Raw genomic sequence first — 25,331 nt, 5'->3', positions numbered from 1 at the left:
CCGACGCGCGGCACCGGGCCGAACGGCGACGCGTGTTCCCGTTTAAAAGGAGTCAGGCATGTCGGTCAACAAGCCTTTTCCTTCAGAAGGGTTGCAGGCAAAAACGCAGGCGCGCGCAGCGGCGCGCCTGCGCGGACTGTCGGACCGGACCATTGCCTGGATGTTCATCCTGCCGACCATCGTGCTGCTGCTGGCGATCAACATCTTTCCGCTGATCTGGGCGTTGCGGCTGTCGTTTACCAACTTCAAGTCGAATATGCCAAGCGTACCGGCGCGTTTTGTCGGCATCGGCAACTACACGGACATCCTCACCGACGAAGACATCTGGTATGCGATGCAGGTCACCGCGCGCTTCGTGTTCTGGTCGGTCGGACTCGAGGTTCTGCTCGGGTTCGGCCTTGCGCTGCTGATCAACCGCCAGTTTCGCGGCCATAGTTTCTGGACGACGCTGATCCTGCTGCCGATGATGCTGTCTCCCGCCGTGGTCGGCAACTTCTGGACTTTCCTGCTGCAACCGCAAACGGGCCTCTTCAACGACATCGTCAGTTTCTTTACGGGCATTCCGCCCGGCTCGTTCCAGATGATCGGTGACGTGCCGCTCGCGCCGTGGACCATCGTCATGGTCGACACATGGATGTGGACGCCCTACGTGATGCTGATCTGCCTTGCCGGTCTGCGCTCGATTCCCGACTACATCTACGAGGCCGCCGAAGTGGACCGCGCGTCGCCGTGGCGCCAGTTCTGGTCGATCACGCTGCCGATGACGCTGCCGTTCCTGATGCTCGCCATCCTGTTTCGCGGCATCGAGAACTTCAAGATGTTCGACATGGTGAACCTGCTGACGTCGGGTGGTCCGGGTTCCGTGACCGAAACCGTGTCGATCACGCTCAAACGCGCCGCGTTCGAGAAGTGGCAAACCGGTTATTCGTCCGCACTGGCGATCATTCTGTTTGTCGTCGTGTTTGGCGCCGCAAATATCTATGTGAAGGCACTCAACCGGGTGAAACAGCGATGACCGATCTTGCCCTTCAACAATCCGTCGTGGCTGCCTCGCCGCGCGGCAAGACGTTTGCCGCCGTAGTGGTGATCGCGTATGCGCTGATTGCGGTCTTGCCGATTGTGTGGATCATCCTGACGAGCTTCAAGTCGCAGGAGGACGCGATTGCGTACCCGCCCGTCGTGATGTTCCAGCCATCGATGGAAGGCTACGTGAATCTGTTCACCATCCGTTCGCGGCAGACGCCGGAGTTCATCGCGAGCCTGCCGCCCGCGCAGACCTGGTACGACCGCGATGTGCGCAAGCGCAATATGGTGATCGCGGGGCCGTCTAAGGTGGTGCCGCGTTTTATCAATTCGCTCGTCATCGGCTTCGGCTCGACGTTTCTTGCCGTATTTCTGGGCACGCTTGCAGCGTATGCATTCTCGCGCTTCAAGGTGCCGATGGCCGACGATCTGCTGTTTTTCATCCTGTCGACACGGATGATGCCGCCCATTGCCGTTGCGATTCCAATCTATCTGATGTATCGCGCGCTCGGTCTGGCAGACAGCTACCTCGGCATGATCGTGCTGTACACGGCCGTGAATGTTTCGCTTGCCGTGTGGTTGCTCAAGGGCTTTATCGACGAGATTCCGCGCGAATACGAAGAAGCCGCGCTCGTCGACGGATACACGCGTCTGCAGGCATTTATCAAGGTGGTTCTGCCGCAGGCGATCACCGGCATTGCCGCCACGGCCATTTTCTGTCTGATCTTCGCGTGGAACGAGTACGCGTTCGCCTTGTTGCTGACAAGCGGCGACGCGCAGACGATGCCGCCGTTTATCCCGTTCATCATCGGCGAGGGCGGTCAGGACTGGCCGGCCGTTGCGGCCGCCACGACCCTGTTCGTGCTGCCGATCCTGTTTTTCACGGTCGTGCTGCGCAAGCACCTGCTGCGCGGCATCACATTTGGAGCGGTGCGCAAATGAAAGTGCAACCTGTCCTGCCCCGCCGGCGCCTGTTTCGCCGGCGCTACTGCGAAGGCGCTTCGACGGTGCTGATCGGCGTCGGCATTGCGATGCTCGTGCAACCGTTCGCGGTCGATCTCTACACGTGGTCGTTTGCCGTCATCCTGGTGGGCGCGCTGGCTTTCGTCGTGACCAGCCACTTTCCGGACTGAGCCATGTCGACGATCGTTCTTTCGAATCTTCACAAGCGCTTCGGCGATTTCACGGCCGTGCGCAATACCAACCTGACGGTGAGCACCGGCCGCTTCGTGGTGCTGCTCGGGCCGTCCGGCTGCGGCAAGACGACTACCTTGCGCATGATCGCCGGGCTCGAGCTGCCGACGTCCGGGCACATCCATATCGACGGCGAAGACGTCACGGCGCTGCGCGCGCGTCAGCGCGACATTGCATTCGTGTTCCAGATGTTCGCGCTCTATCCGCATATGAGCGTGCGCAACAACATCGCGTTTCCGCTGAAAAACGAGGGCATTTCGCGTCGTGAGATTGCCGCGCGTGTCGAATCGGCTGCCCGCATGCTGCGCATCGAGACGATGCTGGACCGCAAAACGGGCGGGCTCTCCGGCGGCGACCGTCAGCGCGTTGCGTTGGGACGCGCAATCGTTCGGCATCCGAAGGCCTTTCTGATGGACGAGCCGCTCGGCACGCTCGATGCGGATTTCCGCGAACTGATGTGCCTTGAACTGCGCAAACTGCACAACGCGCTCCATGCCACGACCGTCTACGTGACGCACGATCAAAGCGAAGCGATGGCAATGGCCGACGATATCGTGGTAATGAATCAGGGCGAAGTCCTGCAGTCCGCGTCGCCGCACGAGATCTATCACTTTCCCGCCACGGTTTTTGTCGGCAATTTCATCGGCAGTCCGCCGATGAACTTTCTGCCCGTCGACACGGCGGTCGAAGCGGGAGCGGAACAGGTCTCGCTCAACGGCGAGCCGGTGCCGGTGCCGCTTGTCGAAGCGTCTGCCGCGAAGGCATTGCTGGGCATCCGGCCCGAGCACGTCCTGATCGACGGGCGCAGCGCGTTGCGCGGGCGCGTGATGGCCGACGAGTATCTCGGCTCGCATCAGATTCTGGTCGTCGATACGCCGCTCGGCGTGGTGCGCGTCAGGGTCGGCAAAAATGAAGGGCAGGCGGCCGGGGCGCAGGTCGGCTTGTCGTTTCGCAGGGAACGCACATTGCTGTACGACGCTGCGAGCGGCAAGCTGCTACCGAGCGCCGCACGCCAGATGGCCGTCAATGGCAACGGCAACGGCAAAGGGGGCGCGTATGTCTGAAATCAGCTTGCAGCACGTGACGAAGCGTTTCGGCGATATCGTGGCGGTGGATCAGGTGTCGATCGACGTGAAGGAGGGCGAGTTCGTCGTGCTGCTCGGCCCGAGCGGCGCAGGCAAGACGACCACGCTGCGGCTGATCGCGGGACTCGAACGGCCCGACGAAGGCGCGATCGTTATCGATGGCGAAGCGGCGACCGATACCCACCCCGCGGATCGCGACGTCGCGTTTATCTTCCAGCAATATTCGCTGTATCCGCATCTGACGGTAGCAGGCAATCTCGCCTTTCCGTTGCGTTCGCCACGGCGGCGCCTGAGCGAGGCTGAAGTGAGCGCGCGCGTGCAGGAGGTGGCCCAGATGCTGCACATCGAGTCCAAGCTCGGCAACATGGCGACGCATCTGTCGGGCGGCGAAATGCAGCGCGTGGCGATCGGGCGCGCGCTGGTGCGCCGGCCCAAAGTCTTTTTGATGGACGAGCCGTTGTCGTCGCTCGATGCGAAGCTGCGCGAGGAACTGCGGATCGAACTGAAGCGGCTGCATCGCACGATCGGCGCGACGATCGTTTATGTGACGCACGACCAGGTGGAGGCGACGACGCTTGCCGATCGTATCGGCATACTCGAACATGGCCGCGTGGTGCAGATGGGCACGCCACGCGAAGTGTATGGCAATCCCACTTCGCTTAGCGCGGCGCAGCGTCTCGGCTCTCCGCCGATCAACGTGCTGCCTGCGGCGCTGTTCGATTCCAGTGCGATTCCGGAGGGCACGGCGACGGTCGCGATCCGCCCGGAAGACATCGTGTTGCACGCGCCCGATGCGCACGATGGGATCAGCCTTCGCGTGCTCGAATATTCTCCGCTTCGCCATCTGCTGATTCTCGATCGCGAAGGTATCCCGATTGTCGCGACGACCATGACCGAGCGCAATTTCGCGCCGGGGCAAACGGTCGGCGCATCGCTGCCGCCGCGCAGCCTGCTCTATTTCCGCTCCGACGGCAGGAGGATTACCGCATGAACGGCAAAACGGTCATGGCGTGCATCGAGGCTGCGCATGCCACGTTGAAGGAGCACACCGATGAAATCGCCGCGCTCGATCAGCAGATCGGCGACGGCGACCATATCTTCAACCTGTTACGGGGCGTCGATGCGCTGCTGGCGTTGCGGGCCGATATCGAGGCCAAAGCGTTTGCGCCCGCATTGGACCTGGCCGCGTCGAAGCTGCTGTCGACCGTGGGCGGATCGTCAGGGCCACTATTCTTTTCGCTCTTGCATGGGATGGCGAAAGCGTCGGCCGAACACGGCGACGCGGACGCGCCCGGCGTGGACGACATCGCGCGGATTTTCGCAGCGGGCGTGGACGCCGTCGCGCAGCGCGGCAAGGCGGGCATCGGCAGCAAGACGATGATGGACGTGCTGATTCCCGTCGCGTCGCGTCTTGCGGAACTGGCTGACAGTCATGCGTCGCCGGAGGCGGTGCTCGACGCATTGCCTCAGGTCGCTGAAGCAAGCATGCTCGCGACCCGCGACATGCTTGCGACCAAGGGGCGCGCGTCCTTTCTCGGCGAGCGCTCGCGCGGTCATATCGATCCGGGAGCGCGCTCGACGCAGTTGATGATCGGTGCCATTTGTGCGCGGCTTGCGCAGGACGGCGAGTGAAAGGAGCGTAGGCCATGAAGAAATTCATCAACCACGTCGACGACTTTCTCGCTGAGAGTCTGGCCGGGTTCGCCGCTGCGCATAGCGACCTTGTCGTTCTCAATCAGGAGCCGGTATTTGTGCGGCGCAAGACACTGAAGCCGGGCAAAGTCGCGCTGATCTCGGGCGGCGGGTCGGGGCACGAGCCGCTGCACAGCGGCTTCGTCGGCTACGGGATGCTCGACGCCGCATGCCCCGGCCAGGTTTTCACATCGCCGACGCCCGATCAGATGATGGCGGCGGCCAACGCCGCGGATACGGGGGCGGGCACGCTCTTTATCGTGAAGAACTATTCGGGCGATGTGATGAACTTCGAAATGGCGTCGGAGATGTCGGACTTGCCGAATGCGATGGTGTTGATCAACGACGACGTGGCCGTCGAAAACTCCAGTTACACGACGGGCCGGCGCGGCGTGGCGGGCACCGTGATCGTGGAGAAACTGGTGGGGAGCCTCGCCGAAAGCGGCGCCGACCTCGAGCAATGCAAAGCCTTCGGCGATCGGATCAACAAGCACACCGCGAGCATGGGCGTTGCGTTCTCGAGTTGTACGGTGCCCGCGGCGGGAACATCGACGTTCAAGATCGGCGACGATGAAATCGAAGTCGGTGTTGGAATTCACGGCGAACCGGGGCGGCGGCGCGCGCGCTTTGCCGCGGCCGATGTGATAGCAGGCGAACTGCTGACGGCGATCGTCGCCGATCTGAAGCCGAAGGCCGGTGCGCAATTGCTGGTGCTCATCAACGGCCTCGGCGGTACACCGCCGGGCGAACTCTATCTGTTGTTCAATTCGACCCGCTTATGGCTGCAACAACGGGGTTTGAACATCACGCGCGTGCAGGTCGGTTCACTGACGACCTCGCTGGAAATGGCCGGTGCGTCGATCACGGTTTGTGTGCTCGACGAGGAAATGACGCGGCATTGGGATAGTCCGGTGCATACGCCGTCGCTGCGTTGGGGTTGTTAGCGGTGCGCCCGCGCCTTATTGGTGCATGCGCGAAGCTGGTGCGTGCCGACCTGTTTTCGGAAGACACGGCCGACGGCCCACGCAGGTGATTCGTCAGGAGCGGATCGCGGGCGCACTTGTGTCCGAACCGGGCGCCTGAATTCCACGGTGATTGGCGCGCTTATTGCTCAAGGGCTGCGCAGCCGTCCAGAACCTTCAATGGAATTCAGAACAATGAACCGTATCCGCCGCACCTGGCTCGTCGCGATGTCCATCGCCGTCGCCGTCCCGCCGCTTCTGTTGAACTCCACGCCCGCGCGAGCCGATGCGCTCAACGCCATCATGCAAAGCGGGGTGCTGCGCGTGGCCGTGCCGGAGGACTACCCGCCGTTCGGCTCGATCGGTCCTGACATGCAGCCGCGCGGATACGACATCGATATGGCCGCGGTGATCGCGAAGTCGCTCAAGGTGAAGCTGCAACTCGTGCCGGTGAATAGCGCGAACCGCATTCCGTATTTGCAGACCAACAAGGTCGACCTTGTGATCTCGTCGCTCGGTAAGACGCCCGAGCGCGAAAAGGTCATCGATTTTTCGACGGCCTATGCGCCGTACTTCCAGGGCGTGTTCGGGCCCGCGAACGTCAAGGTGAGCAGCGCCGCCGACCTGACGCCGAATCTGACGGTCGGCGCGACGCGCGGCGCGCTGGAGGAAATTGCGCTCACGCAAATGGCGCCGAAGGCCAATATTCACCGCTTCGAAGATAACAACGCGACGATTCAGGCGTTTCTCTCGGGCCAGGTGGACCTGATCGCGGCAGGCAACGTGGTGGCCGCCGCCATTCTCGCGAAAAATCCCCCTCGCCGCCCGGAGATGAAATTCATCATCAAGAACTCGCCCTGCTTCGTTGGCCTGAACAAGAACGAGCCGGCGCTGCTCGCGAAGGTCGACGACGCCATCGCGCATGCGAGGCAGGACGGTACGCTCGAGGGCATTTCGAAGAAGTGGCTCGGCCAGCCGCTCCCCGCGGGCCTCTGAACCGCTATTGACGATCGCTGCGCGGCAGGCGTCGGGCGTCTGTTCGACATCGCCATGCCGCGCGTGTGTGCGCCTCATCGGCGTGGGATTGACGTTGTCGAACGGATTAGGGTTTCATGAGTTATCAGCTTGAATTCAGCGACCTCACCGCTTATGCCGGCATGTTCGCAAGCGGCGCCGCGGTGACGCTCGGGCTTACCGCAGTCGCCACATTTCTTGGCCTCGCGGTCGGCGTAGGGGGCGCAGCCGCGTGCAATACACGCACGCCCGGCCTCAACTGGCTGCGCGGCTCGGTGCGCGTATACGTCGAGGCGATCCGCAATACACCGTTCCTGATCCAGTTGTTCTTTCTATTTTTCGGCCTGCCCGCACTCGGCGTTCATATCGGCGAATACGCGGCCGCGGTGCTTGCGATGACGCTCAACCTTGGCGCGTACTCCGTCGAGATCGTGCGCGCCGGCGTGGCCGCCGTGCCGCGCGGCCATCTCGAGGCCGCTGCGGCATTGGCGATGTCGCCGGCACAGACCTTTCGCCATGTCGTGCTGCCGCAGGCCTTCGCGAAGGTGTTTCCCGCGCTGGTAAGCCAGATCGTGATCACGATGCTCGGCTCCGCTGTCGTATCGCAGATCTCGGTAGCCGATCTCACCTACGCGGCAAGCTATATCCAGTCCCGCAATTTCCGCGCATTCGAAACCTACTTCGTCATCACGCTCGCGTATCTCGGGCTTGCGCTCGTCCTGCGTGTCACATTGAATGTCGCCGGCCAGCGCCTGTTCGCCCGGAGCATCGCGCGATGATCGAATTCACGTTCTGGCAGATTCTGGAAAATCTCCTGCTCGCGGCGCGCTGGACGATCGTGCTGTCGCTGGTGTCCTTCATTGCCGGCGGAATCGTCGGCGTCGCGCTACTCGTCATGCGTGTGTCGGACTCGCCCTGGCTGCGCGGCGGCGTGCGCATTTACATCGAGATCTTTCAGGGCACGCCGCTCCTGATGCAGATTTTCGTGGTGTTCTTCGGCCTGCCGCTTGCAGGCATCAACGTCGAACCATGGCTGGCCGCGACGCTCGGCCTCACGTTTTTCACGAGCGCCTACCTCGCCGAGATCTGGCGCGGCTGCGTCCAAGCGATTCCGAAGGGGCAATGGGAAGCATCGGCGAGCCTGGCGATGAACTATTTCGAGCAGCTTCGCCATGTGATTCTCCCGCAAGCAGCGCGCATCGCGATCGGGCCGACGGTCGGCTTCGGCGTGCAGGCAATCAAGGACACCGCCCTCGTGTCGATCATCGGCTTTACCGAGCTTACGAAGGTCGGCACAGCCATATCGAACGCGACGTTCCGGCCGTTCCTCGTGTACGGCCTCGTCGCCGTCATCTATTTCGCACTCTGTTATCCGCTCACGCTGTCCGCGCGTGCGCTGGAAAGGAAATGGCATGCCGCTCGTTGAAGCCAAAGGCGTCGAAAAGAACTTCGGCGCGAATCAGGTCCTGAAAGGCATCGACTTCGCCGTTGAGCGCGGGCAGGTGGTCACGATCATCGGGCGCAGCGGCTCGGGCAAGAGCACCTTTCTGCGCGCGTTGAACGGGCTCGAGAGCATCGACGCCGGTTCGATCGAGATCGACGGGGAGCACATCGACGCGCGGCATGCGGATTTGCGCGCGCTGCGCATGAAGGTCGGCATGGTGTTCCAGCAATACAACCTGTTCCCGCATCTTTCCGTCGGACAGAACGTCGCGCTTGCGCAGAAGGTGGTGAGGAAGACGCATCGCGAAAAGGCGTATGCGATCGCGGAAAGCATGCTCGAACGGGTCGGGCTCGCGGACAAGTTCGACGCTTTTCCCGACCAGTTGTCCGGCGGCCAGCAGCAGCGCGTCGCGATCGCGCGCGCTCTTGCGATGAAGCCGGCCGTGCTGCTGTGCGACGAGATTACCTCGGCGCTGGACCCGGAACTGGTCGGCGAAGTGTTGAGCGTCGTCGAAAGTCTCGCGAACGAGAACATGACGCTGATCATGGTCACGCACGAAATGCGCTTCGCGAAGGCGGTCAGCGACCGCGTCGTGTTCATGCATCAAGGGCGTGTATGGGAAAGCGGCACGCCGGAGGACATCTTCGAAAGACCTTCGACGGTCGAGTTGCGACGTTTCGTCCAATGATTCGCGTGCAGCGGCAGGTCTTATTGCGTTAAACCGGCCGCGTTTGTTACACGTACTCTTTCCATGGACAGCGATCGATTCACGCTGTCCGTGCGTCTCTCTCCGATCTCATCGGCACACCTCCGTCTCTTCAAGCCAACTGTCACGACAGACGCTTCCTCTCAGGCGTCGACGGTTTAGATGTCGTAGCGACGACATCCGGATATCACGCGGATAAAACGGCGCAAATCCCTTCGCGCTGCCAATTTTTTTGCTCTATTTTTTGCCGTCCGTGAGCATTTCACGGCGAAAAAATATTGAAATTCTTCTTGTGTCGTTCTTTTTTGTCGTTCTAAATTCGCCGGAACGAACGACCTACCTGATGTTGGTGAGCATCCCACAGCTAGCCTAAACGAATGCCGGTTCGATGCCGGATTCCTTCGGGAATAGCTACCGGGCAAGAAAGCAGTTGCTGACCTGTTCAATACGATTAGTCATCCAAATTTAAATAATATTCACATAACCGGGTTGAGAGAAATGCTTAAGTCCATTCAAGGCTGCTCGGCGGCTATTGTCGTGCTCGCCGCCATTGCCGCAAAACCGGCATGCGCGGAAGTGACGTTGTACGGAATTCTCGATACGTTCGTCGGTTACACCAACGCGGGCGGTAAAGGGGCGCAGACCGCGGAACAGAGCGGCGGCCTGTACGCAAGCCGTATCGGACTAAAAGGCAGCGAAAATCTCGGCGGCGGCTTGCGTGCGACGTTCAACCTCGAGAACGGCATTCTGACCAACAACGGCGCGGCTTCGGATTCGACGCTGGCGTTCAGCCGCAGCGCGTGGGTGGGTCTTGCGAGCCCCTATGGCGAGGTGCGCTTCGGGCGGCAAAACTCAGCGCTGCTGATCATGCACAGCAAGTTCGATGCATTCAACGGCGGTACGTACGGGTCGTTGCTGCACAACGCATCGACGTTCTCGTTCCGCTACGACAACATGATCACGTACTGGTCGCCGAACGTTGCGGGCTTCACATTTTCCGGCGGCGTGAGCCTGGGCGGCCAAACGTCGCCGCACGACGCATTGAACGCGTACGTAGGGGCGATCGACTACCAGCGCGGTCCGGTCTATCTCGGCGTGAGTCATGCCGAGCAGAACGGCGCAAACGGCGAAGTGCTCACGAAAACGACCTTCGCCGGCGGCAGCTATCAGTTCGGCAAGCTGACGGGCTACTTCGGCTTTTATCGCGGCAATAATCTCGGCTCGAATCTCAACACGAATGTCGAGGGCAAGTATCACAGCGTGTACTGGTTATCGGCTGGGTACCTCGTTACGCCCGCTTTGCGCGTGACGGCAGGCCTCGGTTATGTGGAAGACAGCACCGCGCAACATAACAACGCCGGGGAAATCAGTCTCGGGACCTTCTACAACCTGAGCAAGCGCACGCTGCTCTATGCGACCGTCGCACGACTCGTCAACCGGCATGGCGCGACCTACGCACTGATCGGAAACGGGCCGTTCACACCCAATACGCCAGCGCGCGGCGAAGGCGTAACGGGCGCGCAGCTGGGCATCGTGCAGTTTTTCTAACGATGTGAATCACGTGACTGTAGCGATGAAAGACGCGATACAAGACGGATCAACGTTTGAGCGAATGCCCCTGTTTTTCTCATCTGAACAGCTCAAAAGCACTCAATTTTTTCGCGTGCAATTTTTTTATGGCTGTTCTAAGTTAACTCAACGCCTGCCCAGAAACATGCTTGTGAGCAGCTCACGAATCGAAGGAGAGATGTCGTGAAAGAGTCAACCGTTGCGTCGCCGGTGCAGTTGATCGATTGCTCGAACGAAGCCAAGTTGCTTAGCGAGCGCGCATGCGCAACCATCCGGCATGACATTCTGTCCTGCGTGATCGAACCCGCGGCAACCCTGACCGAGGCTTCGTTGATGGCGCGTTACGGCATCGGCAAGGCGACGTGCCGGGTTGCGCTGCAGCGGCTCGCGCAGGAAGGTTTTCTGCGGGCAGTGCCGCGGCAAGGCTACGTGGTGCGGCCGATCACGCTGAAAGACGTCGAGGAAGTATTCGCGCTGCGCCTGCAGCTCGAGCCGCTTTCGGCGCGGCTTGCCGCGGGCAGGGCCGACATCGCGCTGCTCAGGGAACTCGAACGCGCGTGCCGCAACGACGATGTATCGCTTGGTATCAACAACCGCATCGGCATCTTCATGGACGCGAACGCAGCGTTTCATATGGCGGTTGCGGAAGCGTCGGGCAACAGCCGGCTCGTGAAGACCCTCGGCGGTCTGCTCAACGAAATGGCGCGGCTCGTTGCGCTCGGCTTCGGCGTACAGAAAACGAAGCCTGAAATACGACACGACCACACGAAGATGATCGATGCGCTCGAGAGCGGCAATGAGCGCCGCGCGGAACAGATTGCCTACAGGCACGTCGCGACGTTTCGCGACATGACAATGGAGAAAGTGATGGCCAGTCTCAGGGACACTCACGCCGGCTCGCCGATCGTGCCGCTGCGAGGCACACGATGAGCGCGATGCCGATGCGGGTCGTGGCGGCGGCGCCGGCAAGCGAGACGGTGCGTCATGCGGTCGAGCTTGCGCATGTGTCGAAGCGCTTTGGCAAGCTGGCTGTGCTCGACGACATTTCGCTCGCGGCACCGGTAGGCTCCGTGCTCGCCATCGTCGGCGCGTCCGGGTGCGGCAAGAGCACGCTGCTCAACATCATCGCCGGGCTCGTGAAGGCGGATAGCGGCAATGTGCGGATCGACGGCGTGGCGGGCAAGCGCTCCGAGGACACGCGCGTGATCAGCTACATGTTTCAGGAGGACCGGCTGCTGCCGTGGCGCACGATTGTCGCCAATGCGGAGTTCGGACTCGAGGCGGGATCGCTCAATGCGAATGTGCGCCGCGAGCGCGCGCTCGAGATGCTGCACATGACGGGCCTCGAAGGTTTCGAAAACGCGTATCCGCACGAACTGTCGGGCGGCATGCGCAGCCGGGTCGCACTCGCACGCAGCCTCGTCGTCAGGCCTTACATCCTGCTGATGGATGAGCCGTTCTCGAAGCTCGATCCGCAGATGCGCTCGCAAATGCACGCAGAACTTTTGCGCGTGCGCGAACAGCTGAAGATGACCGTGGTGTTCGTCACACACGATGTCGAAGAAGCGATCGTGCTGGCCGACCGGGTCGTCGTGTTGCGGCCGCGTCCGGGGCGCGTGCGCGACATGCTCACGATCGATCTCGCGCGCCCGCGGGACCCGCTTGCGGCCGACGTGGCTGAAACCGTGCGCCGTGTGCGCGCCCTGATCTAAGGACAATGCAATGTCGTCGGTTCCCGTGGCCTCTTCCGATTTAACGACTCGATCCGCACGGATGAGCGGCTTCATACGCGTCGCGTTGCAGCGTCTGTCTCTCGTGGCGGTGCTGCTGGTTTTATGGTGGCTCGCCGCACAGCGCGTGCCGGCATTCATTTTGCCGGGCATCGGCAAAACCTGGGACGCGCTGCGCGAACTCGTCGCGTCCGGTACCTTTACCGAAGATCTCAGCATCACGCTGTACCGCGTGGTGTCGGGCTTCGTGCTCGCGGCGCTAGTGGGTACGCCGCTCGGTATTCTGCTCGGTTCGAACCGGCGCCTCGGCCACTACTTCGAACCGGTGCTGTCGGTGCTCAATACGGTGTCCGCGGCGATCTGGGCGATCTTTGCGCTGATCTGGTTCGGCATCTCGAATGGCACGACGATCTTCGTGGTTTTCATGGAAGCGATGCCGCTGATTTTGACCAACGTCTGGCAGGGTTCGCAAAGCGTCAATGCAGAGTATGTCGAGCTCGCCCGCAGCTTTCAGATGTCGCGTGCGAAGGTGATGACGAAAATCTACCTCCCGACCGTGCTGCCCTACTTCTTTTCCGGCGCACGGCTTGCGTTCGGTTTCGGCTGGCGCGTGTCGCTCGTCGCCGAAACGATCGGTTCGTCGAATGGCGTCGGCTACCGGCTGCGCCAGGCCGCGGATCTCGTGCAGACCGACCAGGTCTTTGCGTGGACGCTGACGTTGATCTGTCTGATGGTGCTGCTCGAATACGGCATTCTGAAGCCGATCGAGAACTACCTGTTCCGCTGGAAGAGAAGAGTGTGACGCGCTAACGCGGATCACACAGAGTCTGCTGATTGTTGTTGCTGCATATATATAGGATTCCAAATGAGTGAAAAGAAGATGAAAGCGTTGATTCTCGATGAGCATGGCGATGTCGACAAGCTGCGGGTCGGCGAGAAGCCGATGCCGAAAGCAATTGCGCAGCACGTGGTGATTCGTGTGCGCGCGTCGTCGTTCAACTATCACGACGTGTTCACCGTCAGAGGCATGCCTGGCATCAAGGTGCCGCTGCCGGTCGTGATCGGACTCGACATGGCGGGCGAGATCGTCGAAGTCGGCGACGACGTCGAAGGCTGGCAGGTCGGTGCGCGCGTGCTGGTGAATCCGCTCAACAAAAAGAAAGGCCTGATGGGCGAAATGCTCGACGGCGGCATGGCCGAGTACTGCCTCGTTGCCGCCGATCAGCTGATCGCGATGCCCGACGAAGTGAGCTTCGAGCAGGCGGCGTCGTTGCCTGTGGCATACGGCACCGCGCATCGCATGATCGTCACGCACAAGACGATCAAGGCCGGCGACCGCGTCGTGATTCTCGGCGCGAGCGGCGGTGTCGGTACGGGCTGCGTCGTGCTGGCCAAGATGCTCGGTGCCGAAGTCGTGGCCGCGGCGGGCAGCGCCGACAAGGCCGAGCGACTGAAGGCGCTGGGCGCGGACCACGTGATCAACTACAAGGAGGTCGATTTTTCGAAGTGGGTCATCGAGAAATACGGCAAGCCGCAGCGCCGCAACTATGAAGGCGGTGCGGACGTCGTGATCAATTTCACGGGGGGCGACACATGGGTGCCGTCGCTCCGGTGCATCAAGCGCGGCGGCAGTCTGCTCGTATGCGGCGCGACGGCCGGGCACGATCCGAAAGAGGATTTGCGCTACATCTGGAGCTTCGAGATCCGCGTGATGGGCTCGAACAGTTTCTATGACGACAACCTGTCCGCGTTGATGGAACTGATCCGCACGAAACAGATTTCCGTGCAGATCGACAAGGTGTTGCCGCTCGAACAGGCCGCCGAGGGGTTGCGCATGATTCGCGACCGCGAAGTGCTCGGCAAGATCGTCGTTACACCTTGAGCGCGGAGGCCAACATGACAGAAGCAAAACAGCTGAGCGCCAAAGACATCGAAGCGCTGCTCACACGCGGTCCTTATCATCAATGGCTCGGCCTGCGGGTGCTGAGCGTCGGCGAAGGGGAAATCGAAATCGCCGCGACATGGCGCGAGGAATGGGTCGTCAACCCGGAACGGCGCTACACGCATGGCGGCATTCTTGCCGCACTCGTCGACCTGACCGCGGACTGGGCGCTCGTTTCGAAAACGGGCAGAGGCGTGCCGACCATCGACTTGCGGGTCGACTATCACCGTGCGGCGATGCCGGGCGATCTGGTGGCGCGCGGCAAGGTCGTGAAGTTCGGCAGTTCGGTGTCGGTCGCCGAGGCGTCCATTTTCGACCAGACGGGCGTATTGCTGGCGAGCGGCCGCGGGGTCTACTCGACCGCGCCGGCGCCCGCTCCCGCGTCGAAAGCGTGACCACGACGTGACGCAGCGCATGAACACCGGCCCTTTAACCGAGATCGGTCGAATACTCGATCACGTCGTCGTCAACGCGATGTTCGACATCGATGCGGCCGCAACCTGTTTCGCCGAACTCGGTTTCGCCCTGACGCCGCGCGGTTATCACTCGCTCGGCTCCGTCAACCATCTGATGATGTTCGGCGATCACTACCTCGAGCTGGTCGGTTTGCCGGCCGGTTCGACGCGGTTGCGGCGCGAAATACTCGAAAGCCGGCTCGGCATCGACGGACTGGTGTTCAGAACGGACGACGCGCGTTCGACCCATGCGCGGCTCATCGCCGCGCGCGTCAACGCGGCTGAACCTCAATCGTTCTCGCGGCCGGTGGCGATCGACGGCGTCGAGCAACTGGCGAAGTTCGCGACGACGCGGCTCGAACCCGGCGAGGTGCCGGCGGGACGCGTCTACTTTTGCGAGCATCTGACGCCGCAATGGGTGTTTCGCGACGAGTGGGCGACGCATCCGAACCGCGCGAAGCGTCTTGCCGGACTCGTTGTGGTCAGCGCGCAGCCGCACGCCGAAGCGCAGCGCTATGCGCTGATCGCCGGCGCGGGCAGCGTGACGGCCGCCGCGGACGGCGCAGGCGTGCAATTGAGCCTGCCGGGGTTCGGCTTGCGCTTCGTCGACGAAGCCGGATATCGGGCACGTTACGGGCCGCTTGCGTGCCACGCCGCCGACCGCGCGAGCTATTTCGGCGCGCTCGTCGTCGAAACCGCGGACCTGCATGCCGTGAGCGAAAAACTGGCGTCGATGGCGCACGCCGATCCCGCCACGGTGAAAGTTGCACACGCAACGACCGGCAATGGCGCAGCGTCCGTTCGCGCGCTGCTGCTTTCATTCAACACCTTGATCGAATTTATCGGAACTGTCGAACATGCACACTCCTGAGAATCTCGGCGATCTGATCGACGCCGCACGCGATCCGCACAAGCTTGCGTTGATCGCGCTCGGGGACCTGGACGAAACGGAGGACGGCTGGCGCGACACGCGCATCACGTACGGGGAACTCGATGCGCTGGCCAATGGCGTCGCGCGCGCGCTCGAACGGCGCGGGTTTGCGCGCGGGCAGCGTGTCGCGATTCTCGCCGCCAATTGCGCGGAGTATGTGGCGGCCTTGCTCGGCATCATGCGCGCGGGGCTTGTCGCGACGCCGGTCAACTTCAGGTTTCCGCAAGCGTTGTCGACCTTCGTGATCCGCGACAGCGACGCGCAACTGGTGTTCTGCGATGCGGCGCGACTCGCCGATTGCCCAGCCGACCTGCCCGTCGTGGTGTTCGATTCGGACGGCGCCGACGGCTTCGCGTCGTTCGTCGATCCCGGCGCCTACGACGCCGTCGTGCCCGAGCCGGGAACGCCCGCGATGTTTCTCTATACGTCGGGGTCCACCGGCAAGCCCAAAGGCGTGATGCTGTCGCACGACAGCCATCTGTGGGTCGCGCGCACGCGCGCCGCCGCGCAGCCGCCCGAGGCGCATCGCTTCCTCGTTGCGGCGCCGCTTTATCACATGAATGCGCTGACGCTCGTGCTGATGTCGCTATACGGTCACGGCACGGTGGTGCTGTTGCCGCAGTTCAAGGCACGCGCGTACATCGCGGCGATCGAGCGCTATGGCGTCACATGGCTTACATCGGTGCCGCCGATGATCGCGATGATGCTGCGCGAACCGGATCTGCTTGAGCGCACCGATCTCGCGTCGGTGCGATTCATCCGGATGGGCTCGGCGCCCGTCGGCGAAAGTCTGCTCGAGCAGATCGCAGAGGTCTTCCCCAATGCGAAAGTTACGAACGTGTACGGCACGACCGAGGGCGGCCCGATCGTGTTCGGTCCGCATCCGGACGGTCTCGAGCCGCCGCCGCTGTCGGTCGGCTACCCGCATCCCGAAGTGCGGGTCAAGCTGCTCGAAGCGCCTGCGACCGGTGCGGCGACCGGCGTGCTGGCGGTCAAAAGCCCAGCGGTGATGCTCGGCTATCACAACCGCAAGGACTTGCCGGTGCCGCTGACCGACGACGGCTTCTATGTGACCGGCGACGTGTTTCATCGCGATGAGCAGGGCTTTTACACGTTCGTCGGCCGCGCGGACGACATGTTCGTTTCCGGCGGCGAAAACATTTTCCCCGGCGAAGTCGAGCGCATGCTCGAAACACACCCCGATATCGCGCAGGCCTGTGTCGTGCCGGTCAACGACGACATCAAAGGCACCAAACCCGTCGCATTCGTCGTGCGCCGCGCGGGCGTCGCATTGACGGAGGACGACGTGAAGCGATACGCACTCGAGCACGCGCCCGCTTATCAGCATCCGCGCCGCGTCTGGTTTATCGATGCACTGCCGCTTGCTTCAACCAACAAGATCGATCGCGCGGTATTGAAGCACACCGCCCATGCGGAATTGTCCGCTAGCGGAGCCGCCTGATGCCCGGCCGGAACTCCGCATTCACCTCGTCGAGGAGACAGGCATGAAAGAAAATTTTCGCGCGTTTCTGGAGCGGCTCAGGGCCGACCAGGAACTGATCGACATCCGCCAACCCGTCGATATCCGGCACGTCGGCACGCTCGTCGATCAGAGCGACAAGGCGCTGCTGTTCCACAACGTGATCGGCTACGGCATGCCGCTGCTGTCGGGCATCATTCGCACGCAAAAGCGCGCGATGATGGCGATGGGCTGCGAGAGCTACTTCGAAATCGAGAAGATGCTCGAGCGTGGCATCCGGAACCCGATTGCGCCGGTGTATGTCGATACGTCCGCGACGAAGGAGGTCATTCACAAGGGCGATGACGTCGATCTGTTCCGCCTGCCCATTCCGATGTCGTCGATTTACGACGGCGGCCCGATGATCACCGCGGGCATCGTGATTTCGCGCGACCCCGAATACGGCCTGAACAGCGGCATCTATCGCTTCATGGTGAAGGAGAAGGCGCTGACCGGCATCGACATCGTGACGCCGAACAACATGCGCATGTTCGCGCAACGCGCGTACCAGCAGGGCAAGCCCTGTCCGATTTCAATTTCGATCGGCAACCACCCGATGGAGATCATGGGTGCGGGCTACCGCGCGCCGATCGGCGTCGACGAAATGGCGATCGCCGGCGGCATTCGCGGTACGCCGGTTGAACTGGCGCCGTGCGAGACCGTGGATCTTCCCTATATCGCGGACTCCGAAGTGGTGATCGAAGCGGAAATCCTGCCTACCGGATGGACGCAGCCCGAAGGCCGCTTCGGCGAATTCACCGCGTTGATGGGCGGCCTGCACTGGAACCCGAATGTGCGCATCAAGGCGATTCTGCATCGGCGCGACGCGATGTACTACTCGCTGCATATGCCGTGGGAAAACACGTGGCTCGCCGCGCCGACCCGTTATCAGGCGATCCGCAGCGCATTGCGCACGGCAGGCGTGCAGGTCAAGGACATCAACGTCACGCTCGGCGGCCGTGCGTTCTGGCACGCGGTGATCTCGATCCGCAAGCAGGCGGGCGAAGGCAAGAACGCGCTGCTCGCGGCGCTGTCGGTGATGGACCTCAAGCATGTGGTGGTGGTCGACGAAGACATCGACGTATTCAACGGCGAGGAGGTCGAATGGGCGATCGCCACGCGCGTGCAGGGCGATCGCGATCTGATCGTGATTCCGGGGGCGCGCGCGAAGCCGCTCGATCCGAGCTTGCCGGTGATGCCGCCCGGACAGGTGCCGACCGGCGCGAAAGTCGGCATCGACGCGACAATTTCCGAAGGCATTCCGCACGAACGCTATGAGCGCATTTCGTATGCGTATGCGGATACCGCGAAAATTGCCGACTACGTCGCGGGCAAAGCCGACGAGGGCGTCGTGTCAGGGCCCGGCAAAGTCGAAGATGCGGCGCGCGATGCGCTTGCGTCGATCGGTGAAACGCCGCTCTATTACACCGCGCTTGCCGAACGTCTTTCCGGCTACGACTTCCAGACGCTGGCGCGCGCGCTGGGCCTGTTGCACGAGCGCGGGCAGATCTGGAAAACCGCGGAAGGCAAGCTGTGCATCCGCGGTTCGCGGTTCGACGCGGTGCCGCCCGCTTCACGGTAAAGCACGGCAACGGGCTATCCAACTTCAACCGGATCGCGCCACCGCGACGACGCGATCCTTCCAGGAAGAGCTGACATGACGCCATTTCGCCAGTGCGCGACGCGACTGCTGTTCGCCGCCGCGTTCTGCTTTGTTTCATTTGCCACCCCGGCCGCACAGGCCGCGCCGCTGCGTATCGGCTACTGGACGAGCGGCGTGAGCCTCGGCCTCGGCGCGGTGCTCGAGACCGGCGATTTCCTGAAGAAGGCGGGCATCGACGATGTGCGCTTCGTGCACTTCGCCGAGATCAACGCGCCGGCCAGCGGGCTCGCGGCAAACGTGATCGACATCAGCTTCAGCGTGCCCGCCACGAGCGCGTTCAGTATCGCGGCGACGGGCGTGCCGATCAGAATCTTCGGCGCCACGGCGCCGGCGGATGTGACTTTCGTTGCGCCCGCGACGTCTTCGGTTACATCGTTGTCCGGTTTGCGCGGCAAGAAGGTTGGCATGTCGCCCGCGGGCAGTTCTGTCGCGCTGATGACCGCCGCGGTGCTGCGCGCGAACTACGGCTTTACGGCCGCCGATTATGCGCTCGTGCCCGGCAACGAAGCGCGGCTGGGGCAATTCCTCATGCAGCAGCAGGTGGACGCGGCCGCGCTGCGCTCGGTCACCGTCGCGCAGCTGACCGAAGTCAAAACGAAACGGCTCGGCACGCTTGCCGACGAGTGGCGCAAGCTCACGCATTCGGACGCGATGCCGTACCTCGGTGTCGGCGCCGCGCGCAGCGAGCTGATTCAACGCGATCCGCAAACGGTGGCGAAATTCATTGTCGCGATTCATAACGCGATTGCGTGGGGCAATGCGCATCCGGATCAGGTCGCCGCGATTCTGCAGAAGGTGGCGAATCTGCCGGCCGGCGACGCACGTATCTATGCCGCGCATTGGGCCGAACTCAATACGATCTCGTTCGAGCCGGCCGATATCGACACACTCAAGCGCGAACAGCAGATTTTCGCGGCAAGCGGCACGATCAAGGGAACACTGCCGGCCGATGTGTTCGTCAGCGAGCCTTATCAGATGGCGAAGAAAATCATCACCGCGCAAAAACCGTGAGGGTTCCATATCGATCGAACAGGCGAGGTCCGTTATGGATATGAACACAGTGCCGTTGGGCCGGCGCCGGCGCATCGTCGTCGGCATCAGCGGCGCGTCGGGTGCGGTTTATGGCGTGAGGCTGCTGACGCTGTTGCGCGAACTCGACGTCGAGACGCACCTCGTGGTGAGCCGTTCGGCACAGGTGACGCTCGTGCAGGAGATGGGCTTGCAGCTTGCCGACGTGAAAGCGCTCGCCGATGTCCATTATCCGAACGCCGATATCGGCGCGGCGATTTCGAGCGGCTCGTTCCGTGTCGACGGGATGATCGTCGCGCCTTGCTCGATCAAGACGCTGTCGGAGATCGCGACCGGCTGCACGAGCTCGCTGCTGTCGCGCGCGGCCGACGTGATGTTGAAGGAGCGCAGGCGGCTCGTGCTGATGGTGCGTGAAACGCCGCTGCATGCCGGGCATATCCGCAGTCTCGCGGCGGTCACCGAGGCGGGCGCGATCGTTTATCCGCCGGTTCCGGCGTTCTATGCGCGGCCGGAATCGATCGAACAGATGATCGACCACACGCTCGGCCGGGTGCTCGATCTATTCGACATCGATGCGCGCACGGTGCGCCGGTGGCAAGGCGCCATCAGTTGATTCAAAGATATTTTGACCGCTGTTTACTCCGAAAATTGCCTCTCCTAGAATGGGTTTCAGAAAGGCTGTGAGGTGCTCACAAAGTCACGTAAGCCTAACAAGTGAAACACAACGGGTGAGGGGAGTGAAGTCTATGGGTGCAAAGATCGTATCGGCGGGTAAGGCGGCGGGAGAAAGCATGCTGCTTGGCGAAGCGACGTATATCGCCATCAGGCAGGCCATCCTGTCCTGCACATTGCTGCCCGGCAGCATGTTGACCGAAGCGGAATTGATGGATCGATACGGTGTCGGCAAGTCCACCTGCCGTCTTGCGCTTGCGCGCCTTACGCACGACGGCCTCGTGCGCTCGGTGCCGCGTCATGGCTATGTGGTCGTGCCGGTCACGCTGAGGGACGTCGAGGAAGTGTTTGCGCTGCGCCTGATTCTCGAGCCGGAAGCTGCACGGCTCGCGGCCGGCCACGTCGATGCGAAAGCCTTGATGCGTATCGACAAGGCGGCGCGCGGCAATACCGCGTCGAAGAATCACGGCAATCAGATCGGCTTCTTTCTCGACGGCAATCGTGCGTTTCATTTGCATATTGCATCGGCATCGGGAAACGAGCGTCTGGTACGCAGCATTTCCGTGCTGTTCGACGAAATGGCGCGGCTTGTCGCACTCGGCTTCAGCGACGAAGACGACAGTCCGGAAATTTCCGGCGACCACCGGCTGCTGGCGGAAGCGCTCGGCGCCGGCGACGGCAAGACGGCGTCGCGCATTGCGCGACGGCACGTCGAACGGTTTCGCGACATGACGATGGAGCGCGTCATGCGCAGCATGAAGCAGGATTTCGAGCATGCGCCGCTGATGGCAATAGGGAAGTAGGCGGCCAGGGCGCGATGCCTTGCCGCGGAACTGGGGTCCTCGATACGAGGTCGTTTCGAGGTCGTTTGACACGGGCCGCATGGCCGCATCCGCGTTCGACACAATGAAGATATCTCGCGTTATCTCGCAGCTTCTGATGGTATGCATCTTCGCGCTCGGCGCGATGCGCGGCGCCGTTGCCGCTGAATTGCGCGTCGGCTACTGGACGAGCGGCATCAGCCTCGGTTTCGGCGCGGTGCTCGAAGCACAGAAGTTCTTCGAGAAGCAGGGCCTGCAAGTGAAGTTCGTGCATTTCCCCGATGTGAACGGGCCCACCACCGCGCTTGCCTCCAATGCGATCGATCTCGCGTTCGGTGCGAGTCTGGCCGGCGCATTCAGTCTTGCCCAGCAGGGCGTGCCGGTGCGCATCGTCGCGGCGACGCAGCTGGTCGACGCGGAACTCGTCGTGCTTGCCGATTCGCCGATTCGCAGCCCGGGCGAGCTGCGCGGCAAGAAGATCGGCATGTCGCCGCTCGGTAGCGGGACGACGGGCGTCGGCACCGCGGTGCTCGACGGCAACTACGGGTTGAAGCTGGCCGATTACCGGCTCATAGCCGGCGACGAGCCTCGCCTCGCGCAGTTTCTGCTGCAAAAGAACGTCGACGCGGCGGTGATGCGCCCGACGACGGTCGCCCAGGTATCCGACAGCGCGACGCGGATTCGCGTGCTCGGCACGCTGTCGGATCAATGGAAGCAGATGACCAGGTCTCCCTCGCCGCCGTACATCGGCGTGGCCGTGATGCGCGACGAGTGGTTGAAAAACAATCCGGCCGACGCGGCCAAGGTTTTGGCCGCGATGCGCGAAGCGGTGCAGTTCGGCGCCGCGAATCCGGATGCGGTCGTGTCGATCCTGAAGAAAGCGGCCAACCTGAACGACAGCGGCGCACGCTTTTACGGCGACCACTGGACCACGATGAACACCGTCGCGCTCGGGCCCGACGATGTCGCGACGCTCAAGCGAACGTTCGACGTGTTCAAGGCGGCGGGCACCTTGAAGGGCGAATTGCCGGCGGACCTGTTCTACCCGAAACCTTATCTTGACGCGGAGAAAATGAAATGACGACGAGTCCCGTCGCGTTGCCGGCGAGCAGGATTTTATGGCCCGCGGAGGGCATCACGCGCGTGCCGCTGCGCGTGTTTTCCGATACAGCCACCTACGAACGCGAGCAGGACGCCGTATTTCGGGGTCCGACATGGAGCTTCCTGTGCCTCGACATCGAGATACCGAACCCCGGCGATTACGTGACGACGAAAGTCGGGCATACCTCGGTGATCGTCGTGCGGCATCAGGACGGCGGTATTCGTGCGCTCGTGAACAAATGCGTGCATAAGGGCTCGGTGCTGTGCTACGAAGCGCAGGGCAATCGCAAGCGCCCGAATTTCGTGTGCCCGTACCACAACTGGGTCTACAACTTCGAAGGCGAGCTGACGAGCGTCGCGTTCGAGAAGGGCGTACAAGGCAAGGGCGGCATGCCCGACGATTTCGACAAGACGCAGTTCCGCTTGACCACCTTGCGCGTGGCGAGCATTCGCGGCCTTGTGTTCGGTTCGTTTTCGGATCAAGCGCCACCGCTCGAAGATTACCTCGGGCCGACCATGGTCGCGCATATCGAGCGCACGCTATACGGCAAGCCGAAAATTCTCGGCCGCTACAGCCAGGTGATGCACAACAACTGGAAGCTGTATGTCGAGAATAGCCGCGACAACTATCACCCGAGCCTGCTGCACGCATTCTTTTCGACCTTCAAGATCAACCGGTTGTCCGCGGAAGGCGGCACGCTGCAAGACGAGGATAGCCGTCATCACATCACGTTTACGAAGCGCTTCACGGACGCCGGCGACGCGGTGTACGACTCCGGCATCATCCGTGCGATGCGCGACGACTTCGGATTGAAAGACCCGTCGCTGATCGATCAGTGGATGGAGTACCCGGACCAGATCACCAACGCGATCCAGAGCATCTTTCCGGGCTTCGTGCTGCACCAGATCATGAACTCGATCGGCGTGCGTCAGGTGGTGCCTCTCGCGGTCGATCGCTGCGAATTGATCTGGACCGTGCTCGGTTTCGAGGAAGACACGCCGGAGCAGACATTGATCCGGCGCAAGCAAAGCAATCTCGTCGGTCCGGCCGGGTTTGTGTCGATGGAGGATGGCACGATCGGCGCCTTCGTCGAGAAGGGGATTCGCGGCGACCTTGACGATGCGGCGGTGATCGAGATGGGCGGCAAGGGCACCGGACCGATGGCGACCCGCGCGACGGAAACATCCGTGCGCGGCTTCTGGAAATTCTATCGGGAACTGATGCATGTCTAGCACAATCACGCGTTTTTCCGACATCGAAGTCGGCGCGCACGCGAAGGCGTGCATCGGCCGCCTGAATGCGCACTATTGCAGCGCGATCGACAATGGCGATCTCGAACGGTGGCCCACTTTCTTTGCAGACGATTGCACTTATCGCATTCTGACGCGCGCCGATTTCGACGCGGGCCGCGATTTCGGCATCTGGTTCTGCAACACACGCGGCATGCTGCTCGATCGCGTCAGCTCGATCCAGTCGGTCAACGTGTTCGAGCCGCACGTGTATCGCCATGTGATCAGCCCGACGGAAATCGTCGGCGTCGACACGGACGGCACGATCCGTTGCGAGACCAGCTATATGGTCGTGCGCACGGGCTATGAAGGGACGATGGTGGTGTTCAGCGCGGGCCGGTACGTCGACGCGGTCAGCATCGAAGGCGACGCCGCGCTGCTGCGCGAACGTACGGTTGTCACCGACTCGTGCCGCTACGACACGCTCGTCGCGTTGCCTTTGTGAGCGGTCGTATCCATGCATGACGCGACGAAGCGTTTCCGGCTGCACCTCGAAAGCCAGAGCCGGCAGGCGCCGGCATTCCATCTGCACCCTGCGGCATGGCAGCAGGCGTCGCTGCGTCACGCCGAGCTGGCGCGGCTCGTCGACGTATCGTTCGGGTGGGACGGCGAACGGTTCGCCACGCCGCTCGACGACGTCGACTTTCTGCTCGCGTCGCGTTTCCCGCATGCGGCCGTCAACGAGGCACGGCGCTTGAGGTGGATTCATACGACCGGCGCCGGCGTCGACCAGTTGTTGCCGCTCGACCGTTTGCGCGACGACCTGATATTGACGAACAGCAGCGGCATTCACGTCGACAAGGCCGGCGAGTTTGTGCAAATGGCGCTGCTGATGTTGAATGCGCAACTACCCGCGGTATTGCGTGCGCAGCATGAGCATCGCTGGGATGCGCGGCTGACCGCGCCGATTCGCGGCAAGACGGCGCTTTTGATCGGTTTCGGCGATCTCGGACACATGGCGAGCCGCGCCGCGAAGACGCTCGGTTTGCGTGTGATCGCGCTCAATCGCAGCGGCCGCGTCCCGGTGCCGGCGGCAGCGGACACGGATAGGCCCGATGTGCTGGCGCCGGTGTCGGAGCTCGACAGGTGGCTTCCCGAAGCGGACTTCGCCGTCGTCACCGCGCCGTTGACGCCGGCAACGCGCGGGCTGCTTTCCGCCGCGCGGCTTGCGACGATGCGCGAGGGCGCGTGCATCGTGAACCTGTCGCGCGCCGCGCTCGTCGACTATCCGGCATTGTTCGAGCGGTTACGTACGGGCGCCTGCGGTGGCGCGGTGCTCGATGTGTTCGATCCGGAGCCGCTGCCGGGCGACAGTGGGATATGGGACGTGCCGGGCCTCATCGTCACGCCGCATATCTCATGCGACGCGCCGGACTATAACCAGCGCGTGCTCGATGTGTGGTTCGGCAATTTCGCAAGATGGCTGCGCGGCGAACAGCTCGCCAATATCGTCAGCCGCGCGCAGGGGTACTGAACCGACGCGCGTCGC

General features: G+C 62.4%; 27 protein-coding genes. All 27 read left to right on the top strand.

Annotated features, from left to right (window positions below; translation table 11 throughout):
- The first annotated feature begins 58 nt into the window (after positions 1-58).
- The gene (locus tag ACYPXD_RS11435) at positions 59-1,015 is read left to right on the top strand and encodes a carbohydrate ABC transporter permease (protein ID WP_459710924.1); all 957 of its coding nucleotides are present in this window, start codon (positions 59-61) and stop codon (positions 1,013-1,015) included.
- Positions 1,012-1,965 (top strand): carbohydrate ABC transporter permease, encoded by a 954-nt coding sequence (locus ACYPXD_RS11430; RefSeq protein WP_459710921.1) that lies wholly within the window; start codon positions 1,012-1,014, stop codon positions 1,963-1,965. The genes ACYPXD_RS11435 and ACYPXD_RS11430 overlap by 4 nt, the downstream gene beginning before the upstream one ends.
- The gene (locus ACYPXD_RS11425) at positions 1,962-2,156 is read left to right on the top strand and encodes a hypothetical protein (RefSeq protein ID WP_459710919.1); all 195 of its coding nucleotides are present in this window, start codon (positions 1,962-1,964) and stop codon (positions 2,154-2,156) included. The genes ACYPXD_RS11430 and ACYPXD_RS11425 overlap by 4 nt, the downstream gene beginning before the upstream one ends.
- Positions 2,157-2,159: 3 nt before the next feature.
- A complete protein-coding gene (locus tag ACYPXD_RS11420; RefSeq protein WP_459710917.1) occupies positions 2,160-3,281 on the top strand; it encodes an ABC transporter ATP-binding protein in 1,122 nt (373 codons plus the stop codon).
- Positions 3,274-4,293, top strand: coding sequence for an ABC transporter ATP-binding protein (locus tag ACYPXD_RS11415; protein ID WP_459710914.1), 1,020 nt, complete (start codon positions 3,274-3,276; stop codon positions 4,291-4,293). Before ACYPXD_RS11420 ends, ACYPXD_RS11415 begins: the two co-directional genes overlap by 8 nt.
- Complete coding sequence (gene dhaL / locus ACYPXD_RS11410) at positions 4,290-4,934, top strand: dihydroxyacetone kinase subunit DhaL (protein WP_459710911.1); 645 nt, start codon at positions 4,290-4,292, stop codon at positions 4,932-4,934. Before ACYPXD_RS11415 ends, dhaL begins: the two co-directional genes overlap by 4 nt.
- Before the next feature lie 14 nt (positions 4,935-4,948).
- A complete protein-coding gene (dhaK, locus tag ACYPXD_RS11405) occupies positions 4,949-5,938 on the top strand; it encodes a dihydroxyacetone kinase subunit DhaK (protein ID WP_459710909.1) in 990 nt (329 codons plus the stop codon).
- Positions 5,939-6,151: 213 nt separating this feature from the next.
- Positions 6,152-6,952 (top strand): transporter substrate-binding domain-containing protein, encoded by an 801-nt coding sequence (locus ACYPXD_RS11400; RefSeq protein WP_459710907.1) that lies wholly within the window; start codon positions 6,152-6,154, stop codon positions 6,950-6,952.
- A gap of 116 nt (positions 6,953-7,068) precedes the next feature.
- A complete protein-coding gene (locus ACYPXD_RS11395) occupies positions 7,069-7,749 on the top strand; it encodes an amino acid ABC transporter permease (protein ID WP_459710905.1) in 681 nt (226 codons plus the stop codon).
- Positions 7,746-8,396 carry an amino acid ABC transporter permease gene (locus ACYPXD_RS11390; RefSeq protein ID WP_459710902.1) on the top strand — a complete coding sequence of 217 codons (651 nt, stop codon included), beginning with the start codon at positions 7,746-7,748 and terminating at the stop codon, positions 8,394-8,396. Before ACYPXD_RS11395 ends, ACYPXD_RS11390 begins: the two co-directional genes overlap by 4 nt.
- The gene (locus ACYPXD_RS11385) at positions 8,383-9,102 is read left to right on the top strand and encodes an amino acid ABC transporter ATP-binding protein (RefSeq protein ID WP_459710899.1); all 720 of its coding nucleotides are present in this window, start codon (positions 8,383-8,385) and stop codon (positions 9,100-9,102) included. Before ACYPXD_RS11390 ends, ACYPXD_RS11385 begins: the two co-directional genes overlap by 14 nt.
- Before the next feature lie 516 nt (positions 9,103-9,618).
- Positions 9,619-10,668, top strand: a complete 1,050-nt coding sequence (locus ACYPXD_RS11380; RefSeq protein WP_459710897.1) for a porin — start codon at positions 9,619-9,621, stop codon at positions 10,666-10,668.
- 204 nt (positions 10,669-10,872) lie between these two features.
- Complete coding sequence (locus tag ACYPXD_RS11375; RefSeq protein ID WP_459710895.1) at positions 10,873-11,619, top strand: GntR family transcriptional regulator; 747 nt, start codon at positions 10,873-10,875, stop codon at positions 11,617-11,619.
- Positions 11,616-12,401: an ABC transporter ATP-binding protein gene (locus ACYPXD_RS11370; protein ID WP_459710893.1), complete on the top strand. Its 786-nt coding sequence runs from the start codon at positions 11,616-11,618 to the stop codon at positions 12,399-12,401. Before ACYPXD_RS11375 ends, ACYPXD_RS11370 begins: the two co-directional genes overlap by 4 nt.
- 61 nt (positions 12,402-12,462) lie before the next feature.
- Positions 12,463-13,221: an ABC transporter permease gene (locus ACYPXD_RS11365; protein WP_459710891.1), complete on the top strand. Its 759-nt coding sequence runs from the start codon at positions 12,463-12,465 to the stop codon at positions 13,219-13,221.
- 78 nt (positions 13,222-13,299) lie between these two features.
- Positions 13,300-14,301 (top strand): zinc-binding dehydrogenase, encoded by a 1,002-nt coding sequence (locus ACYPXD_RS11360; RefSeq protein WP_459711460.1) that lies wholly within the window; start codon positions 13,300-13,302, stop codon positions 14,299-14,301.
- A gap of 14 nt (positions 14,302-14,315) precedes the next feature.
- Complete coding sequence (locus ACYPXD_RS11355) at positions 14,316-14,756, top strand: PaaI family thioesterase (protein WP_459710889.1); 441 nt, start codon at positions 14,316-14,318, stop codon at positions 14,754-14,756.
- Positions 14,757-14,775: 19 nt separating this feature from the next.
- Positions 14,776-15,687, top strand: coding sequence for a VOC family protein (locus ACYPXD_RS11350; RefSeq protein ID WP_459710887.1), 912 nt, complete (start codon positions 14,776-14,778; stop codon positions 15,685-15,687).
- Positions 15,674-17,209, top strand: coding sequence for a class I adenylate-forming enzyme family protein (locus tag ACYPXD_RS11345; protein WP_459710885.1), 1,536 nt, complete (start codon positions 15,674-15,676; stop codon positions 17,207-17,209). The genes ACYPXD_RS11350 and ACYPXD_RS11345 overlap by 14 nt, the downstream gene beginning before the upstream one ends.
- A gap of 43 nt (positions 17,210-17,252) precedes the next feature.
- Positions 17,253-18,848: a UbiD family decarboxylase gene (locus tag ACYPXD_RS11340; RefSeq protein WP_459710882.1), complete on the top strand. Its 1,596-nt coding sequence runs from the start codon at positions 17,253-17,255 to the stop codon at positions 18,846-18,848.
- Between the two features lie 75 nt (positions 18,849-18,923).
- The gene (locus ACYPXD_RS11335; protein ID WP_459710880.1) at positions 18,924-19,940 is read left to right on the top strand and encodes an ABC transporter substrate-binding protein; all 1,017 of its coding nucleotides are present in this window, start codon (positions 18,924-18,926) and stop codon (positions 19,938-19,940) included.
- 34 nt (positions 19,941-19,974) lie between these two features.
- Positions 19,975-20,571, top strand: a complete 597-nt coding sequence (locus ACYPXD_RS11330; RefSeq protein ID WP_459710878.1) for a UbiX family flavin prenyltransferase — start codon at positions 19,975-19,977, stop codon at positions 20,569-20,571.
- 133 nt (positions 20,572-20,704) lie between these two features.
- The gene (locus tag ACYPXD_RS11325) at positions 20,705-21,433 is read left to right on the top strand and encodes a GntR family transcriptional regulator (RefSeq protein ID WP_459710876.1); all 729 of its coding nucleotides are present in this window, start codon (positions 20,705-20,707) and stop codon (positions 21,431-21,433) included.
- A 103-nt stretch (positions 21,434-21,536) separates the two neighbouring features.
- On the top strand, positions 21,537-22,532 hold the full coding sequence (locus ACYPXD_RS11320) for an ABC transporter substrate-binding protein (protein ID WP_459710874.1): 996 nt from the start codon (positions 21,537-21,539) through the stop codon (positions 22,530-22,532).
- Positions 22,529-23,785 (top strand): Rieske 2Fe-2S domain-containing protein, encoded by a 1,257-nt coding sequence (locus ACYPXD_RS11315; protein WP_459710871.1) that lies wholly within the window; start codon positions 22,529-22,531, stop codon positions 23,783-23,785. The genes ACYPXD_RS11320 and ACYPXD_RS11315 overlap by 4 nt, the downstream gene beginning before the upstream one ends.
- Positions 23,778-24,287 carry an aromatic-ring-hydroxylating dioxygenase subunit beta gene (locus tag ACYPXD_RS11310; RefSeq protein ID WP_459710869.1) on the top strand — a complete coding sequence of 170 codons (510 nt, stop codon included), beginning with the start codon at positions 23,778-23,780 and terminating at the stop codon, positions 24,285-24,287. The genes ACYPXD_RS11315 and ACYPXD_RS11310 overlap by 8 nt, the downstream gene beginning before the upstream one ends.
- 12 nt (positions 24,288-24,299) lie before the next feature.
- Positions 24,300-25,316 (top strand): D-2-hydroxyacid dehydrogenase, encoded by a 1,017-nt coding sequence (locus ACYPXD_RS11305; RefSeq protein WP_459710867.1) that lies wholly within the window; start codon positions 24,300-24,302, stop codon positions 25,314-25,316.
- The last annotated feature ends 15 nt before the right edge of the window (positions 25,317-25,331 follow it).

Source organism: Paraburkholderia sp. 2C (genome assembly GCF_054589215.1).
This window is presented reverse-complemented; position numbering and strand designations above follow the sequence as displayed.